Below are 18,731 nucleotides of genomic sequence, written 5' to 3'. Positions count from 1 at the left end.
CCATGAAAATACTCCTGATTTATCCACGCTTTAAATATCCGTCAGGACAGCCTCCTCTGGGACTGGGATCCATTATTTCATTCCTGAAAATGAAGCTCCCCGATCTCTCTATTGATGTCTATGACGCCACTTTTGAGACAGAAAACAACAAAAATATTTCTTCCTATGACTTCTCCCAATATACTCTGATTGGTTTTTCGGTGATGACAACTATGGCGGGTGATGCACATGAAATGGCCGCCTTAATAAAATCAAAGGATCAATCAGCCAAAATCATCTTTGGTGGACCACACCCGACAGTTCTTCCAGAACTCTGCATGTCTGATCCTCACGTTGACATGGTAATACAGGGAGAAGGTGAAGAGGCATTTTATGAATTACTGATAAATCTGGATTCTCCTGCAAAAGTAGCCAATTTAATATACAGAGAGAATGGCCAGATTATCTCCAACGAACGCAGGTCGACCTATACTGACATCGACAGCCTCCCCGCACCCGACCGATCCCATTTTAATATGTCGGAATATATTAAGATATGGAACAGTATGGACACCGTGTCTCCAAACCTTACAGGAACATCCCTTATCATATCTCGTGGATGTCCCTACAATTGCAGTTTTTGTCAGCCAACATTAACAAACCTGTTTGGCAAAAAAATCAGGAAGCGGGCGCCCGAGAACATCATTGAAGAACTACACTTATTAAAAAAGAGATACTCCATAAATGCGTTTATGTTTGAAGATGACACATTCATGATAGATAAAGTCTGGGCAGAAAGAATCTGTTCACTGTTAATCGAGAGTGAAATGAACTTCAGATGGTGCTGTAATTTACGAGCCGACAATATAGACGCTGCACTTTTAGAAAAAATGTATGCAGCTGGATTAAGAAAGATAAACATCGGCATGGAATCTTCCTCCGACAGATTACTAGGCACTGTCTATAATAAGAAAATCAGCACCAAACAGATCATAGAAGCTGTGAATATTGCAAAAAAACTCAAGTTGAAGGTACAGGGATATTTTATCCTTGGACATCCATCTGAAACGCTCGACGACTTACAAGAGACAATTCGTTTTGCATGCAAGCTTCCCATAGATGATGTCTCCTTCAGTATTTTGACTCCTTTCCCAGGAACACATCTCTATGCAAGTGAAAAAAAGTTGCTTTCAGGTCAATTTACTGATTTTGATTATTATCGTGCTTGTAATTATTCTCCTGAACATATGAATGTCCTCCCCAGAAAAATTGAGCAGTTGAAATCTCAAGCCTATCTCAAATTTTACACAAGGCCCCAACGACTCCTCCAGCAAGTTTCAATTTTACTCCACAAAAATGGTCTAAAAAAAATCTTTACCAAAATAAAACGTATTTAGGTCAGCAGAAATGAGATTGATTCCAACCTCAAAAGGTTTGTATTGCAATGCTTGAAAAAAACCTTGGTCACTCATCACTCGCAAATCACACTCCAAACCAGAGACAACTGTTCTTCGTTGCTATTACCATCCTCCTCAGCCTTTGGGGAGGCATTGTACTCTTTATCAGTCCGGTCGGTGAATTCATGGTTAACGATGACTGGTGCTTTGTTCGCATCGTTGAAACACTGCTGGATGGAAAAAATGTAACTGCGACAGGTTGGGGTGACGGTGGACCTTCCGTTTTATGTCATGTACTATGGGGTCTGCTTTTTTCCACATGCTTTGGCTTTTCTGTAACAATACTTAGAATATCTGTTCTCGTTCTGGCAATTGGATCTTCTTTCGCTCTCCTTCTGCTGCTGCGACAGATGAAAAATTCCCTGTGGCTATCTCTCCTGGCTACACTCGTACTTATATTAAACCCGCTGTTTCTTTCGCAAAGCTTCACCTTCATGTCTGATATTACGTTTCTTTTCCTACTCATTTCATCATTTCTGTTGCTCCATATGGGCATTGAAGAACATAGCCATATTTTACTTATTTCAGGTCTTTTTTTCGCATTATTCTCAATTCTTACCCGCCAAATCGGCATAGTCATTCCCTTAGGTTTTCTCATCACCTGTCTTCTTCACCCCAGTGGCAAGCACCTGAATAAGAAAAAGATGCTCCTGCTGACCTTCGGCATTACCATAATACCATGGATTCTGTACGAAGTATTTCTCTGGCAAAGTGGTTCTACACCCATCACCAGTCATTCAGTGTTTAAGAAAATTTTCTCTGCCCCCCAAAGCAAAGGATTTCCAGACTATCTCTTCTTTCTTTTCTCTCAGGCAGGGATAGTGCTCATGTACACAGGGTTTCTGCTATCGCCTCTTGTTGTTTTATACCGCCACAAGCTGTTAGGTTGGAAAAAGAACCGAAGGATATTCATTTTACTCCTATCCTCCTTTGTACTCTTTGAAGTATGTCTTATGGGTGGACTCATCAACCCTCCCATAAACTTCCATAGAAATGTCATTTATGACTTTGGCATTGGGCCACTCCTACTAAAAGACATCTATCTATTGGATATTCAAAGAACTATATCCTTACCCAAACCGTTCTTTTTTCTTTTAGCTTTCGTCGCACTCCTTTCCGCCATGATCCTCCTCTTGTTTTCTCTTAAATCAGTTAAATGCTTATTTTCCACTGATAGGGAGAAACATAATCATGACACCTGTTTTACTTCTTCCTTCGCCTTAATCTGTTCTTTTATATATGCAGGGATTATCCTGTTGACAGGATTTCATGACCGCTATCTTATACCACTATGTGCCTTATTACTTATTTGGTTCACAAAACAAATAACTGTCACAAAAACTAAGCCCACATTTCTCCAAATCATTCTTTCCACAGCAATTCTTCTCTTCCTTGCTGGAACAAGTATTTTTGGTGTTAAGGATTTCATGTCTGCAAAACGCAGTCTCCATCAAGCTCATGCTTATCTTCTTTACGACATCCAGGTTAATCCATGCGAGATCGATGGAGGATTTGAATTTAATGGTTATTTCTGTTCTGATACCAATACAATAGATTACAATAGAAAAAAACATAGCTGGTGGTGGGTAAACGAAGAAAAATATCTCATAACACTTGGTCCCCTCCCTCACTATCAGGTTGTAAAAGAATTTCCCTTTTCACGCTTTATCGGCAATGATGGTTCCATCCACATTCTTCGACCGGACTGAACACTATGAAAAAAAATATCACCACATGTAAACATAACTGTTAACGCTAAGATGACTCGAACATCCTCAAAAAAAGTTGTCGTTGTTATGCCTGCCTACAATGCGGAAAAAACACTGCAAATGACAGTCAACGATATTCCGGACAAAAGTGTTAATGAAATAATTCTTGTCGATGATGCAAGCTCCGACAGAACTGTCGAAATTGCTGAGGGTCTTGGGATAACTGTGCACAGGCTGGATCAAAACAAAGGGTACGGAGCAAATCAAAAACGATGCTACGCTGAAGCGATGAAAATTGATTGTGATATTATCATAATGATACACCCCGATTACCAGTATGATTCTCGATTAATCCCCTACGCTGTCGGGTTTATTGAGTCCGGTATCTGTGACATTATTATTGGCTGCAGGGTGCGGTCTCGTGCCGAAGCGTTGGAAAGTGGTATGCCGTTTTACAAGTATATTGCCAACAGGTCTCTAACGTTTATAGAGAATATAATATTGGGGCAAAACCTTGGAGACTTCCACTCTGGGTTCAGAGCTTACTCAAAACAAGTCATCCACGAAATCCCCTATATGAAAAACTCAGATGATTTTGTTTTTGACTCAGAATTCCTTGCCCAGGCAGCCTATTTCAAATTCAAAATTGGTGACATTCCCATTCCCTGTCGATACTTTTCTGAAGCTTCATCAATTAATTTTCCAAGATCTGTCAAATACGGACTTCAAACGCTACTAGTCCTGGCCAAGTATGTGCTCCATAAAAGCAACCTTGTCAAATTTGACATCTTTTCCCCCCAAAAGAAATCAATGAAATTCCAATGATACCACCTCCAAAAAACACATCCAGGGAATACAGCGAACCGTGTCATTAGGCTCAAAAAAACACTGTAAGATTTTGATTCTGTTCTATGAACCCTTCTTGAGTGGTATCAGTAGACACATTCGCTATCTCCTGCAGGTTGTAAAGGATGAAAATATTGAATTCTGGTTACTCTGCTCAAGCGATGACCAAAAAATCCCAGCTTTTTTAGCTGATGTTGTGCCAAAAGACCACCTTACAATGGTACAACCAAGTCGTTTTTTCTCATTAGAAGGTCTTGTAACAGCGCGAAAAATAATTCAAAAGAACCATATCGACCTGGTTCATATCCATAATTTACAATCGGCGATATGGGGGTATGGCTCTACCTTTTTTACCCGATGTAAAAAAATTATTTTCACACCACATGTCGATTCCTTTGGCGAGAATTCAAACTATCAAGGGAGCCGATATCTTCTTAAATTGCTCAGTCCATTCACAGCCTTTTTTATTGCTGTTTCATCTTCTCAACAAAATCGATTTAAACACTGGAAAATTGCCCACACACACAAGATACAGCTCATCCGTAATCATATCGACACAACAAGAATTGAAACCTGCAGCCAGTCACATTCTAACATTGTTAATGAGCTAAACATCCCATCATCATCTGTTATCGTGATGCAGATAGGCCGACTTGATCGGCAAAAGAATCCTCTTTCTCTTCTCCGCATAATCAAGGAAGTAACAAAAAGATGTAACAATAGTCATTTTCTCTTCATCGGTGACGGACCGCTTCGTAAGAAGCTTGAAATACAAATCAAAAGAGATAATATGATGAGCCATGTCACCCTCCTCGGATATCGGAAGAACATCCATCAACTGACAAAAACGGTAGACATTATAACTTCAACTTCACGCTGGGAAGGATTGCCATATTCACTAATAGAAGCAAGTTTCTTCAAGAAAGCAATTGTTGCCACTGACATTCCCGGACATTCCGACTTAATAAATACCGGCACTTCAGGTTTTCTGGTCAAGAATGAACAGGAATTTGCGGACAAGCTGTGTAAACTCATTCAATCAAAAACATTGAGGACAACAATGGGAGAAAACTTCTACAGGAGGAATAAAGAGCTCTTTAGCATAGAGAATATGAGGAACTCGCTCTCTGAAATCTACACTAATTCGTAAACAAGTGGTACTTTACGTCAATCGACAATATTCGATATAACTCTACGACCCTGGCAACATGAAAGTATTTCTCATCAACGAACCATTTGTTAAAAATTTCAACAGATCACAACGCTGGGCAGCCAGGACACGAGGTCGTGTTTTACGGGCACCTGACTGGCTTGCCTACGGCACTGCTGTGCTTGAACAAGAAGGAATTACGGCAAAACTTTTTGATTTTCCGGCAGAAAACCTTCAAAAAGACGATCTGCGCTTGCTGGTAAAAAATGGCCAGCCTGATTTTATTGTCCTGGACTCCACCACTCCCTCAATTTTCTCTGATATTGAATGTGCAAGAATCTGTAAAGAAGTAAGTGATGCCAAAATTCTAATGGTTGGACCACATTGCTCCGCTCTGCCCGAAGAAACACTTCTCCTGAGTAATGGAGCCGTAGATGTCATATGCATTGGTGAATATGATCTGACAATTAGGGATGTTATTGCAAATTATCCAATTCTCGATGACATTGCCGGTATCTGTTATCTGAAAGATGGTACACCGCAAAGAACCGAAAAAAGGCAACTCATCCAGGATCTGGACTCTCTCCCCTTTCCGGCATGGCATCAGCTTGACCTGATGAAATATTTTGATGGTCTGAAACTGCATCCGTACATTGATATATTTTCAGGTAGAGGCTGCCCACACACATGTATCTTCTGTCTTTGGCCGGAAGTTATGCATGGCCACCAGGTTCGTCTCAGATTGCCGGAAAAGGTTGTTGATGAGATTGAGCATGACATTGAAATCTGTCCACAGGTGGTCAAAGGCGGTGAATTCTTTTTCGAAGATGACACATTTACCATCAACAAAGCTAATGCTATGGCAATCTGTGAAGAAATCTTACGCCGGAAACTGAAAATAACCTTTTCAGTAAATGCCAGAACAGACACCGGAGACAAAGAACTTTTCCAGATACTCAAAAAAGCTGGCTGTCGAGAACTCCTGGTTGGTTTTGAATCTGGAAGCGATGATATGCTGGCGACCATGAACAAAAGAGAATCAGTTGCCAATGCTCGCCATTTCATGTCCCTGGCCCATAAAACCGGCCTGGATGTACATGGTTGCTTTGTGCTTGGACTCCCTGGTGAAACCAGGGATAGCATCAACACAACCCTTGATTTTGCCTGTAACCTGGGGTTACATTCGGTCCAGTTTTCAGCGGCAGTGCCATTTCCCGGAACTCAATTTTTTCAAATATGCAAAGATAACGGTCTTCTCCAAGCGACCAGCTGGGACCAGTGGCTAACTGACGGAGAACAATCGGCGGTTATTGAGTATCCTGGCTTGAGTAGTCAATTCATTCAGGAAAGCACTGATCGTGGATTAAAGAAATTTTATTTCCGACCTTCATACATATTAAAATTTCTCCTTTCAGCCAGAAGTAAAACAGACCTCTATTGTAAATTACGAGGTGCTAAAAATTTTCTTTCCTATCTTGTTAGTCAAAAAAACAGCTAAATGACAGAACGCTCTCCTAAAATATCAATTATCGTTCCCGTGTTCAATTGTGAAAGAACCATCCACGACTGCCTGGAATCACTGCTAAACCTGGATTATCCTGACTATGAAATCATCATCGTCGATGATGGCTCAACGGACAATACCACCAAGATCTGCCAATCGCACAAAAGAGTCAAGGTGATTCAGATCCCCAACGGAGGCCCATCCAGGGCCAGAAATATCGGAGTTAAAAAGGCAAAAGGGGAGATCGTGGCCTTCACCGATGGTGATTGCATCGTCCATCGTCAGTGGCTAAAAGAACTACAGAAAGGGTTTTCAGGCGACAAAATCGCCGGTGTGGGAGGGAATCAGATCAGCCCCCCAAATGAGACTGCTTTTGGCAAAAGTGTCCAGGAAACTTTTGCCATCCTGGGTTTTGCAACATCCTACATGAAGCCGTACACCAGCCTGACTGAGACCCAGCACAATCCTAGTTGTAACTCTGCATACCAAAAACATATTTTTGAAAGCATCGGAGGCTTTAACGAATCATTGTGGCCAGGCGAGGATGTGGATCTTGACTACCGGCTGATTCAAAATGGCTACACTTTAATCCGTAACCCGGAGGCAATTGTCAGACATTACCGTCCGCAATCACTCTCCGGGCTCTGCAGCATGATGCAACGTTATGGAGGCGCAACGTATCTGTTACTCAGAAAATATGGTTTTTTCAGACCTCTGCATTACATACCGTGTCTTCTGCCCTTTGTATTGTGCAGCATCATCATTGCGTCAATTTACAAGCCCTCACTACTGTTCTTTTCACCATTAGTGTTACTTGCTTTACTTTTATTTTTTCTGGGCAGAAAAGGTTTTTCGAAAAAATCAGTTACCATTCTGTTTCTCTCTCTGGTTATTCTGGTCAACTGGCATCTGGGTTTTTACAAACAACCCTTCAAGACAGACCTGTGAAAATTTTCACCCAGCCTCTGCTTATCAACTTCAGACACCATCTGTCAAAATCTGATCCAACCGGGAGATCGCAGTGGCTTCCTGGTCAAACCCCTGTTCATACCAGTCATTAAGGAGTTTCCACACTTCAATGTCACCTGGTAACCTCACGTCCACATGGTCATCATCCATGCTGATCAGCTCCTCGGTTCTATCACCTGCTTTTATATTCTGCCCGAGAAAAGACCCGGCTACCATAACAGCAGCGCCATATCGAACAGAACTGCCACTGTCCTCACTTCTATCTGCATTCTCAAGATGTACAGAGAGAAGGAGATTCAAAAAATAACGGTGACATGCCTGCAGTTCCAAAGTAATTGACTGATTATCCCCAGCACCGGCTTTAAACTTTTTTCGCAGTAATCGACCATTCCGGAAAATATTGCGGCACATCTTCCTGAACCAGGGAGGCCCTGAAACACTCCTGTAATATTGGCGAAAGATACGGTTTTTCAAAGAAACTGCGCCAGGAAACAGATGTGACCCAGATTCCATAGTGCCATCTTTATCAGATGATTTTCCGGCACTGACTTTCAACTGCCAACATCTGTCAGCCTCCGCCAGAATCTCTGACTTATGCATCTTTCCTTCCAGTTGCCCGGAGATCGATTGAAGGTATCTGGCTGCCTCCTTTGACAACCATTTAATTAAAGACCGTGCCATTTGATGAGTCATTGAAGATGAAGAACTGTCACCCAAAAGGACAGCAATGGTTTTGGAATCAACATAGGATCGCTTCAGGGTATACGATAATGGACGTTCATGTGAATGAAAAACCTGAGCTGTCGGTTTCCAGAAAATTGAAAACCCGGCAGTTAACACATCGATCGCCCAGGCAACATCTTCAGCAAATGGGACCACAGGAAAAGGAATTTCCTTCCAGACGGATCTCCTGACACAGCTGTTTGTATTGTCAAATCTGGAAACAACCCGCCGCTGCTCATGTGACAGTTTTTCCCAGTCGTCCGTCTCTATGGGTAACTGCTCGTACTCCTGTTTCCAGTCACTCCTCCATTCCCGATAATAAAGAAGTTGACAGTATCTTGTGAAAAAGGAAGCATCATCCCTGGCTACCTGTTGTCCAAAAACGCCTGCAACCCTGCCATCCCTTACTAATGGTTCAACAAGTGTTGTCAACCATCTATTGTCCACAGGAATTGCATCCTGAACCGTCAGTACACAAATATCACCGCAGGATTCAGAAATTGCCAGATTCCGGGTAGCGCTGTGATTAAATGAGGAGGCGGGTATTTGAATAAGCTTAACAGGATAATCAGCACATATTTGCAATGTCTGATCAGTCGAACCAGAGTCGATTATGACAACTTCCAACTGAGAGGCAATCTCCTGAGAAAAAATCATATCAAGAGATTCCCGAAACGACTCACCCGCATTCTTTGTTGGAATAATTACTGAAATACAGTCATTCATTCAAAATCCATCACTCAAACTGAACGTATCAGATGATTCTCCTCTGCGAAAACACGGTTAGGGGACAGTAAAAGACAAAGCATTCCTTGTGAAAGAATGTATTTGTCATTATCTTAATGTACTCATACCCCAATAAGAACTTTTTTCTTGCTAACACTTAAGATTTAATGAAAATTTTATTTGTCATACATGATTTTCTGCCCAGCCACCAGGCAGGAGCGGAAATTTATACATATCGGCTTGCTAAAGAATTATCAAAAAAACATGAAATCTGCTTGTTCTTTACTGAATTCACCTCTCTAACTCTGTCATATAAAGTCACGGAACGAACTTTTAACGGCCTGCAATGCATCGAAGTTTTCAGACCATTTAAAACTGACCTGCTGGGAGAGCCCTATAATGATACAAAAATGGAAACTATTTTCCAAACTGTTCTTGATGAGTTCAAACCTGATATTATCCATTTACAACATCTCCTGTACCACTCGTTCAGGTATCCTGAAATTGCAAAACACAATAATATTCCTGTTCTTTTCACCCTTCATGACTACTGGCTGACATGCCCACGCTGGGGACAGCGACTGCAGGGGAATCTTGAAATCTGTCATACCGTTGACTGGACAAAATGTGCAGATTGTTTATATGAAAAACCAGAAAATTCCAACAGATTTTCCCTTCAGTCCTTTTACCATCTTTTCCGGCAGAAAATCAGCAGATCCAGGACGTCCGAAACCAGAATCAACTCATTAAAGGAGCGAAACCGTCATATCCTTGCTGCAATCGAAAATATAGATCTGTTCACTGCCCCTTCCCCTTTTCTGAGAAATGAATTCATACAATATGGCATCCCTGAAGACAAAATAATCTTCTCGGATAATGGCTTTGATACAACAAACTTTAAAAAGCAAAAAAACAAAAAAGATTCACTGGTTCGTTTTGGTTTTATTGGAACCCTGTGTGAACACAAAGGGGTTCATGTCCTCATTGAAGCCTTTAATCAGGTACCGGAAAATAAAGCACAACTGCATATTTACGGAAATCTCGACTGGTTCCCTGAATACAACAGTAGACTCCGTAAAATGGTCAAGTCTCCGGCCATTTTCTTTGAAGGTCTAATTCCAAACGATGAAGTTGCCACTATCCTTTCAGAAATTGATGTTCTTGTAGTACCATCAATATGGTTCGAGAACTCACCACTCACCATTCATGAAGCCTTTATGGCGGGAGTTCCTGTCATCACTTCAGATATTGGTGGTATGGCAGATCTGGTGACTGACGGTGTGAACGGGCTGCTTTTTGCTGTTGGTGATTCCACAGAATTAACAAAAGTCATGATAAAATATATCGAATCAGAAACTCTGCCTGATCAATTGCGCAATGGAATTCCAGCGGTTAAATCAATAGAGGAAAATGGAAGAGAAATAGAGAAAATATACCACCAACTCCTTAAAAGAAATATTGATTGCCTCTGAACCTTTGATTATTCTTCATAGGCGTCTTCGCCATTCTTCTTTTAGTATAGAAAAGAGATAAAGCAATGAAACCCGAGACAGTGACTGCAGTAGAAAAGGATCACAATGATTGTGAGTTATCCATTGTCATGCCCTGTCTCAATGAGGCAGAAACCCTGGCCTCCTGCATATCAAAAGCCCTTGCTTTTTTAAGTAAAAACAAGGTATCCGGTGAGATTATCATTGCAGACAATGGAAGTACAGATGGATCTCAGTCTATTGCAAAGCAGCTGGGGGCCCAGGTTGTTTCTATAAAAACCAGAGGATATGGCAGTGCCCTGCAGGGAGGAATCACACGGGCCAAAGGAACCTATGTAATAATGGCTGATGCCGACGCCAGCTACGATCTCTACACTTTGATGCCGATTCTTGAACAACTTCGGAAAGGATACGACCTGGTCATGGGAAATCGATTTTCCGGAAGCATCAAACCGGGTGCCATGCCTGCCCTGCACCGCTATTTAGGGAATCCTGTTCTGAGTTTTATCGGTCGCTTATTCTTTCATCCAGGTATCCGTGATTTCCATTGCGGACTTCGCGGTTTTAACAGGATAGCCATCCTAAACCTTCACCTGTGCACATTGGGAATGGAATTTGCCAGTGAAATGGTGGTGAAGGCAAGTTTCCACAACCTATCCATTACAGAGGTGCCCGTCACTCTGTATCCAGATGGACGTACCCGGTCACCACACCTAAAGAGTTGGCGTGACGGATGGAGGCATTTACGTTTTCTGTTAATGTTCAGCCCTCGCTGGCTTTTTCTCTATCCCGGGATCTGCCTTGTCTCTCTTGGTATCCTGGGAATGGCTTTACTGGTAAAAGGTCCACTACAAATTGGTAATATTTCCATTGGTATTCATACATTACTCCTGTCAGGTGCTGCAATCCTGTCCGGAACACAATCCATCAGTTTTGCCTTTCTTGCAAAACAGTTTGCTATAAATGCCGGTCTTTTACCACAGGATAAAACAATAGAACGCCTGCAACGCTATATGTCTCTCGAATTATTACTCATAGTAGGAATTATCACAATAGCAGCAGGGACAGGATGTGTTCTTTATTCCATCTTTCTGTGGAGTCAGGTACAATTCGGTGCTTTAGCTCCAGAAAGAATGATGCGCATACTTGTCCCCGCTGTTACCATGACAGCGGTGGGCATTCAGATTGTAATTACTGCTTTTTTTAAAAGTATTCTGGCATTAGAAACAAGATCAGCATAACTATCAGCCCCAAACCAGTCTCTACCAGACAACAAAAAGTATCACACATTGAAGCAATATGCGCTCAGCCCCGAACCTTAGAGTATAGAGAATGTTATCTCTTTACGAGTCATGCAAATGCGCATATCTCTTGGCACAACCAGATACAGGACCTTTAGTCTTGTTCAGGTTTTTAATTACATTCACCCCAACACTAAAACTAGAAGCCACTCTACGAACAATTTCCCCTGCATTTTCCTCCTTGTCAAAAAAACAGCTGTTTGTAAAACCTCGCTCATAGTCATTAATGAGTTTACTGGCATGTTTTACGGCATCACTCATTCGAGGTTCAGCCCATACCTGCCCCTCATGATAAGGATACTCTCCTTCTTTAACTGGTACCAAATCATACCCAACGGGCAAGACAGCTGGGTCAGCAGAATAATCTTCAACACCAGAATAGTTTGTGACAATGGCACGCCTTTGACGAAGAACGGCCTCGGCTCCACCTCTGCCAAACCCTTCAGCACGGTGCAAAGAGACAAAAACATCTGAAGAATCAAGAAGTGATGTCATTTCATGGTAACTTAAATTACCATTTATCAAGAGAACATTTTCATCGATTATTTCAATTTCAAGCGAACTGTTCGAATCAATATTCTTTGCCTTGATCACCAGTTGAAAATCACTGAATGGATGGGTTTTTCTTAATATTTTATAAAAATCCAAGAGTGCTGTCGGATTTTTTCTTCCGACATATGATGACTGATCAAAAAAGGAAAGAAAGACAAGGGAAGAATTTTTAATACCAAAGTATTTTCGGGGATAGAGGATTCCATTTTGCCTCTCAGCTGATTGTCCGACATACCTTACGGCTCCACTGGTCCAGCCTGAAAGCATTTTTTCCATATAATGCGAGAGTGCCCAGACCTCATCAAATCGATTAATCCCTTCTCTCCATATTTCAGGAAATATCGGAAGTTCCCAAGCAGGAATGATGATATTTTTGCTACCTGCAGAAAAATCAAACCCCTTGTCTTCCAAATGTTTCATACATGGTATTATTTCGTCTCCATTTATATGAAATATTCGGATGTCACCGTACCCCGGATCCTTTGTTTCTTTTTCCTTGAGCCACGGACGAATGATACCCTTATCACATGCGCTGCTACCATAAATATCAAATAATTTATGTTCGACATGGCAAACGTCAAGTGAGCGCGAGAATGATGCCAACTGTTCTCCTGTACCTAGAGAAGAATAAGGATGTCCAAATACACAAATTGTCATTTATTGGTTCTCTCTCACTACTTTTTCTATAACCTGTAACCAGGTGTGACCGTATTCAATGTCAGGTTCCAGGTGAGCACCTTCCCCCCACTCATTCCAGGCATTAACAAAAAGAAGTCGTTCATCACGACTATAGAGCTTTGCCTCCTCACATTTATTCTCAAGAAACACTTGGAACGAGCTAGGATGAGCATTACGAAAAACGGTTGAAGTATTACCTCTTCGAGGGGTATTATCCCATGAAGGAAATACTCCAGGAAACCGTTTATAACCAGGGTGCTTCCTGGAACATATTTCCACAACGGCATCAGTATAATCGTACGACATCCCTTCAAATCGAACATTTTCCAGTTCATCAGATATCTTAAGCTTTGAAGTGTTATTGACATGGTGTACAGGAAACTCCACAGCAGCATCAAACCCTAACTCCTCCGGGGAGATACTTGATCCTGAAGAACGTCCCATACTGTCAACCAGGCACAGATACAGTTCACCTTTATATTTATCTTTCCAATACTTACGCCATGACCGAGTCACATTCCTAATGTTTCCAATCAGCTCTGCTCGATAAATAAGAACAAGCGGTTTCTTATCAACCGTAACATATCGGCTATCGTGAACATAACGCTCCATCCCCTTTAGAACACCCAAAAAATTCCCATCAGCATCTTCATTTTGCTTACACAAAATATCATTTTCTCTCCCATCCCAGGTTCGTGTCCAATTTTCATTTGCCCAGCAAAGGCAGAATTGTATATCAGCTTCTGACCGAAGAAAACGCTCAAGTGGTTTTTCAAGTAACTCAAAGTTACCAAAATTATAATAGTAGAAACAAAATCCATGTATGCCATACCGTCTAGCCAGTGCCGCTTGTTTTTCAAAAATCCCTTTGTGGGTATCGAGATCATAGAACCCGAGATCAGCAGGAATATGAGGCTGATAATGGTGATGGAAAAGAGGCCGAGCGTTCGCAACTTCTCTCCATTCAGTATATCCTTCCCCCCACCAGTAATTATTTTCTTTAATAGAGTGAAACTGTGGCAAATAAAAAGCAATCGGTTTGATCCGATTTTCTTTTTTGAAAAACGTACTATATCCTTCTCTAAACTTTTGTTTATTGACAGCAGACTGATAAATTTTAAAATCTTCAGACACAGCCTCACTGGATGCACTTAGCCGATGAACAATTGTGGTTTCAGCAACATATAAAACCTTTTTTCCCATTTTTATCACACGAGCACAGAACTCAAGATCCTCTGCATAAGCAGGTGAGTAACTTTCGTCAAACTTACCAAGCAAAATAAAATTCTCTTTTTCAAAACACAGGCATGCGCCGGAGATGTAATCAACATAACGATTAAATCCATATCTCGTGTCCTCAGCACTATGGCCATTCCCTGTCATAACGGTGGAACAATCAGTACGTATACATCCTCCAGCTTCCTGCAAAATTCCATTCGGGTAGATAATTTTAGGTCCAGATACCATGGCATCTGGATCAGTTTGCAAGTGACTCACCAATACTGAAACACAATCATCCAGCAGCTGTACATCACTGTTTAGAAGGAAAATGAACTCCCCGGAACAACAGGATATACTATTGTTCACATTTCGCAAAAAACCAACATTAACCTCATTCCTGATATATTTGACTGTCTGATGATTTTCAAACATCGCTTCAATTCTTGTATCGTCGGAACAATCATCAGCTATTATTATTTCAAAAGGTATCCGTACATATTTTTTAATACTAACCAAACATTCCACCAACATTTGCAAACAGTTAAAAACTGGAATAATGATGGAAACTTCCGGGTTACTCCAAGAATTAAACGATAAGTTCTCTATACTGTCTGCAATAGTATCTTCCGTGATTTTCACACATTGAGGTGTGTTTTTTATTCGTATCGTGGAATGTTTAATCCTCCTTTTGATATCATCGTATATCATCTCTGAAACATATTTTTGTTTTTCATGACTCACAAACGTATCCTTCACGACACCATTAACTCTCTGTTTCGCTGGAAATGTCATATATCCAGATGAACGACCTGTTTCAATATAGTGACGTAAGGGATTGTCTCCGGAACGAACCGCATCTGGATAGGCATTAATATAATAATCGACATCAAAATCGGGGTTTGGGTTGCACCCATTCTGCCATCCCTGTTTGATAAAATGTAGCAGTGGATTCATTCCTGAATCAGCTACGGCTGAATTTTCTAACAAATAGTAATTAATGTTGAAATATGGATTTGGGTTGCGCCCTTCCAGCCAGCCAAATTCTACAAAATGAATGAGAGGATTCACTTCCGCTTCAGCAATGTCTGGATTCTCGGACAAATAAAAGTTTATATCAAAATAGATCCCAGGAGACCGCCCTTCCCGCCAACCAAATTCCATAAAATGAATAAGAGGATTAACTCCTGACGAACGAATATCTGGATTATTTTCGAGGTAATATTTCTCATCAAAAAACATATACGAACTACGGCCTTCCCGTGAGCCATGATCTATATAGTGTTGAAGTGGATTGATATCAGCGTCTGCGACATCGGAATTATCAGACAAATAATACTTAGTATCAAAACATCTACTTGGATTACGCCCTTCCCGCCATCCATGCTCAACATAATGCAGAAGTGGATTGATATTAGCGATGGCAATATCAGGGTTTTTCAATAGATAATAATTAGTATCAAAGTACAGGTTGGGATTACGACCTTCCTGCCAGCCTATTGTTAAAAAATGATCCAGAGGATCTACACTCAAGGCAGCAATATCAGGATATGTTTTCAGGTAGAACGACACATCAAACACCCCTTTTACAGAAGTACGTAGCCGCTCCTCATCATTAGCTCTGGATGTACTGGTTTTTCGTTCATGATTATTTCTGAGCAGTGTCGGCAATGCCCCCCCCCCCACACGCACGAAGCGATCAAGAAACCTCAGAGGTTTTGTAAGAATCCAGGACTTTGATGATATTATACTGCCCATCTGCTTGGCATATTCATTCACAACCTGATTAAGATTCGCTATTTGGTTGTTGCATTCTCCAACAACTTGGCCAAGATCTCCTATCTGAATATCTCGTTCTCTGATAATTTTATTTAAATTTTCTAGCTGAATATCTCGCTCTCCGATAATTTTATTTATATTTTCTAGCTGAACATCTCGTTCTCTGATAATTTTATTTAGATTTTCTAGCTGAATGTCACGCTCCCCTAAAGTTTGCTCAAAGCTCGTGATCCGACGGGTAAACTCGTTCACCGTTTTCACCAGACTCGGAGCCAGATAATCAATCCCCAATTTTTCAGCAGTTGCTAGCTTCTCTAATATTTCATATGGATACTGCGGCTTATGCAGTAATAGAAGAGCTATGTCATCAGCAGTTTTGATTTCAGGCAAAGCCAATCGGTCTACATCAACACAATATTCATTGAGTTTTTGAGAATGAATCAACAACAAACCGCATTCTTTGGCCTGCTCAAATATATCACTTTCAGCCCTATTAAAATTATCTGGATTAAAAGCCGAGGTGATCACCCCATAAATAAAATAATCCCGCTGCCTAGCCCAATTGAGAATACCGTAGGACGCTTCCAGGGAATTTATTTCAATAAAAATGGCAGGCCTATATGTTTCGATTGTTTTTTCTCCACCGATCAGCACCCTAAGTTCCATGCCTTCCACATCGGCCTTGATGAAATCAATCTCGCCCAGACCCAAAGAATCCAATGACTTAACATCCACGGTTTGTTCAACATCTCCACCTTCATTTCTCTCTAGCCGAAATGCGCCCTGATTTGCACCATCCCATGTATTAACACTAGCCATTTTTTCATTTTTACTACTAAGCCCAAAAGGATATGCTGCGATGTTAGAGAATGAAGAATTTGCAGCATTCTCTTCAAGAAATGAATAAATGACAGTGTTTGGCTCAAAAGCATGTACCTTTCCTTCCAATCCTACCATTGTGGAGAATGCACGTGCATGTGTTCCAACAAAAGCACCAACATCAACGACAACATGTCCTTCAGTAATGAAGTGGGCTAAAACATCTATCTCGGCTTGAGCCCATTCTCCATAATGGCGCAAAGAGTTAACAATTAAATCCTTATCACCAGGAACTGCAAAATCACCATAACGACATGCAATAATCATATTGTCCCTTTGAAACTATCTGACTGTATTTCAATGGACATTTTGACATTATTCATTCCACTGTGGCCGTGCATAAGGCGACTTGACAGTACATCTATTTGTACCGCATCATGAATCCAATGATGCTGTATATGCTCATCACCAATACCTTCTGCAAGAGCAACATTTATCATATATTGTCCTCGAAACAAGTGCGGCATCGTAAAGGAAAATGTTGCTACAACAATATCATTCTCATCAAACACCAATTTATGGCTTCTAAAATGCTGGTCTGTGCCTTCTGTAAAAAGATATTCACCTAAACTGTTTTTCAGCATAAACCCAAAAGCAGGCCAGATAATATGACGATATATTTTTGCTTTGATAATAAAAGAAACAGTATCCTCGCCCTTAATCATACTTAATCGATGCCCGTCATCATCAAAAAAACCAGCATCAATAATTACCGCCCCACCTTTTCCAAAATCTTCTGCCCCATGCTTAAAGGTGGAGACTGCATAGATAGAATCAAAAGATGTCAAATCACCATAAAGTGTTTTTTTTGTATGGGATTTTTCCTGGGAATTACGTTGAAACTTATCAGGGTGTAGCAGGATTCTCTCTCGCTCTGGATCACTATACAGATCTTCAAGATAGAGTTTACATACATCTTCAGACTCACCAAAAATTGGAGTTCTGCTACTCCCCGGAAAAAGAAGTAGTGCCTTGTCACATAAGGTAACTACTGAGGATGTATCGTGGGTTACAAATAAACTCGTTCCACCCTTTTCCTTATGGCAACGAAGAAACCGGATACATTTTTGTTGAAAGAATGCATCCCCAACAGCCAAAGCTTCATCAATAACAAGTATATCGGCATCTACATGGGCAATTACCGCAAACGCGAGCCGCACAACCATACCACTGGAAAATGTTTTAATGGGTTGGTTGATATAATTACCAATATCTGCAAATGCAGCAATCCTATCAAATCGGTCAGCCATTTCATTTCTATCCAGACCAAGTATAGCACCATAAAGATAGATATTTTCAACACCTGTGAACTCAGGATTAAAACCGGTTCCGAGTTCCAAAAGAGCTGCTATCCTGCCATTCAGTTGAACACCGCCAAAGGTAGGAAACAAAACCCCGCATATAATCTGTAACAATGTGGACTTGCCCGCACCATTCTTCCCCACAATACCTACAGATTGACCCTTCTCCACAGTAAACGAGACATTTTTCAAAGCCCAATACTCTGAAAAATATTGTTTAGATACTTTTCTTAATACGTGTTGATACAAGGGGGGAAACAGCATCTGTTTCAGACGATCAGCCGGCTGCTCATAAATTTGATAGCACTTGGATACATCATTTACAATCACTGCTAGATCACTTAAAGACATCAAAAATCCTTTATATTATCCACTTTCACCCTGGAAGGTGATTTTTTTAATCGTGAATATTGCCAATGTTTTTCATCTCATATTCTGATCCGAAGAATCATAAAACAACTCACTGGGGA

General features: G+C 41.0%; 12 protein-coding genes. 8 read left to right on the top strand and 4 right to left on the bottom strand.

Annotation, left to right across the window (positions count from 1 at the left end; genetic code table 11):
• Positions 1-2 precede the first annotated feature (2 nt).
• From UWK_RS09975 to UWK_RS09950, 6 genes are all read left to right on the top strand, one after another.
• Positions 3-1,376, top strand: coding sequence for a B12-binding domain-containing radical SAM protein (locus tag UWK_RS09975; protein ID WP_015404246.1), 1,374 nt, complete (start codon positions 3-5; stop codon positions 1,374-1,376).
• 47 nt (positions 1,377-1,423) lie between these two features.
• Positions 1,424-3,145: a glycosyltransferase family 39 protein gene (locus UWK_RS09970; protein ID WP_015404245.1), complete on the top strand. Its 1,722-nt coding sequence runs from the start codon at positions 1,424-1,426 to the stop codon at positions 3,143-3,145.
• Between the two features lie 51 nt (positions 3,146-3,196).
• Positions 3,197-3,970 (top strand): glycosyltransferase family 2 protein, encoded by a 774-nt coding sequence (locus UWK_RS09965; RefSeq protein WP_015404244.1) that lies wholly within the window; start codon positions 3,197-3,199, stop codon positions 3,968-3,970.
• 97 nt (positions 3,971-4,067) lie between these two features.
• Complete coding sequence (locus tag UWK_RS09960; protein WP_153304882.1) at positions 4,068-5,141, top strand: glycosyltransferase; 1,074 nt, start codon at positions 4,068-4,070, stop codon at positions 5,139-5,141.
• Between the two features lie 58 nt (positions 5,142-5,199).
• The gene (locus UWK_RS09955) at positions 5,200-6,639 is read left to right on the top strand and encodes a B12-binding domain-containing radical SAM protein (RefSeq protein WP_015404242.1); all 1,440 of its coding nucleotides are present in this window, start codon (positions 5,200-5,202) and stop codon (positions 6,637-6,639) included.
• Entirely contained in the window at positions 6,640-7,593 is a 954-nt protein-coding gene (locus UWK_RS09950) for a glycosyltransferase (protein ID WP_015404241.1), read from the top strand. It abuts the gene before it with no gap.
• A gap of 30 nt (positions 7,594-7,623) precedes the next feature.
• Here UWK_RS09950 and UWK_RS09945 read toward each other — a convergent pair whose 3' ends face one another.
• The gene (locus tag UWK_RS09945) at positions 7,624-9,063 is read right to left on the bottom strand and encodes a glycosyltransferase family 2 protein (protein ID WP_015404240.1); all 1,440 of its coding nucleotides are present in this window, start codon (positions 9,061-9,063) and stop codon (positions 7,624-7,626) included.
• 167 nt (positions 9,064-9,230) lie between these two features.
• On the opposite strand from UWK_RS09945, the gene UWK_RS18535 reads away from it, so the two are divergent.
• Complete coding sequence (locus UWK_RS18535; RefSeq protein ID WP_015404239.1) at positions 9,231-10,535, top strand: glycosyltransferase family 4 protein; 1,305 nt, start codon at positions 9,231-9,233, stop codon at positions 10,533-10,535.
• A 65-nt stretch (positions 10,536-10,600) separates the two neighbouring features.
• Positions 10,601-11,794: a glycosyltransferase family 2 protein gene (locus UWK_RS09935; protein WP_015404238.1), complete on the top strand. Its 1,194-nt coding sequence runs from the start codon at positions 10,601-10,603 to the stop codon at positions 11,792-11,794.
• A 102-nt stretch (positions 11,795-11,896) separates the two neighbouring features.
• Here UWK_RS09935 and UWK_RS09930 read toward each other — a convergent pair whose 3' ends face one another.
• Genes UWK_RS09930 through UWK_RS09920 form a run of 3 tightly spaced genes read right to left on the bottom strand, consistent with a single transcriptional unit; the run spans position 11,897 to position 18,612 of the window.
• Entirely contained in the window at positions 11,897-13,063 is a 1,167-nt protein-coding gene (locus UWK_RS09930) for a glycosyltransferase (protein WP_015404237.1), read from the bottom strand.
• A complete protein-coding gene (locus UWK_RS18530) occupies positions 13,064-17,227 on the bottom strand; it encodes an FkbM family methyltransferase (RefSeq protein ID WP_015404236.1) in 4,164 nt (1,387 codons plus the stop codon).
• A complete protein-coding gene (locus UWK_RS09920) occupies positions 17,224-18,612 on the bottom strand; it encodes an ABC transporter ATP-binding protein (protein WP_015404235.1) in 1,389 nt (462 codons plus the stop codon). The genes UWK_RS18530 and UWK_RS09920 overlap by 4 nt, the downstream gene beginning before the upstream one ends.
• Positions 18,613-18,731: the final 119 nt, after the last annotated feature.

Origin of the sequence: Desulfocapsa sulfexigens DSM 10523, assembly GCF_000341395.1 — a bacterium.
Taxonomy (GTDB): Bacteria; Desulfobacterota; Desulfobulbia; order Desulfobulbales; family Desulfocapsaceae; genus Desulfocapsa; species Desulfocapsa sulfexigens.
Note: the sequence above shows the minus strand (reverse complement) of the source record. Positions and strands in the feature narration are given on the sequence as shown.

What these genes read in the sequence shown, in the direction of transcription:
- UWK_RS09975 (WP_015404246.1), top strand. Translation starts at nt 3, where the DNA reads ATGAAAATACTCCTGATTTATCCACGCTTTAAATATCCGTCAGGACAG.
- UWK_RS09970 (WP_015404245.1), top strand. Translation starts at nt 1,424, where the DNA reads ATGCTTGAAAAAAACCTTGGTCACTCATCACTCGCAAATCACACTCCA.
- UWK_RS09965 (WP_015404244.1), top strand. Translation starts at nt 3,197, where the DNA reads ATGACTCGAACATCCTCAAAAAAAGTTGTCGTTGTTATGCCTGCCTAC.
- UWK_RS09955 (WP_015404242.1), top strand. Translation starts at nt 5,200, where the DNA reads ATGAAAGTATTTCTCATCAACGAACCATTTGTTAAAAATTTCAACAGA.
- UWK_RS09950 (WP_015404241.1), top strand. Translation starts at nt 6,640, where the DNA reads ATGACAGAACGCTCTCCTAAAATATCAATTATCGTTCCCGTGTTCAAT.
- UWK_RS09945 (WP_015404240.1), bottom strand. Translation starts at nt 9,063, where the DNA reads ATGAATGACTGTATTTCAGTAATTATTCCAACAAAGAATGCGGGTGAG.
- UWK_RS18535 (WP_015404239.1), top strand. Translation starts at nt 9,231, where the DNA reads ATGAAAATTTTATTTGTCATACATGATTTTCTGCCCAGCCACCAGGCA.
- UWK_RS09935 (WP_015404238.1), top strand. Translation starts at nt 10,601, where the DNA reads ATGAAACCCGAGACAGTGACTGCAGTAGAAAAGGATCACAATGATTGT.
- UWK_RS09930 (WP_015404237.1), bottom strand. Translation starts at nt 13,063, where the DNA reads ATGACAATTTGTGTATTTGGACATCCTTATTCTTCTCTAGGTACAGGA.
- UWK_RS18530 (WP_015404236.1), bottom strand. Translation starts at nt 17,227, where the DNA reads ATGATTATTGCATGTCGTTATGGTGATTTTGCAGTTCCTGGTGATAAG.
- UWK_RS09920 (WP_015404235.1), bottom strand. Translation starts at nt 18,612, where the DNA reads ATGTCTTTAAGTGATCTAGCAGTGATTGTAAATGATGTATCCAAGTGC.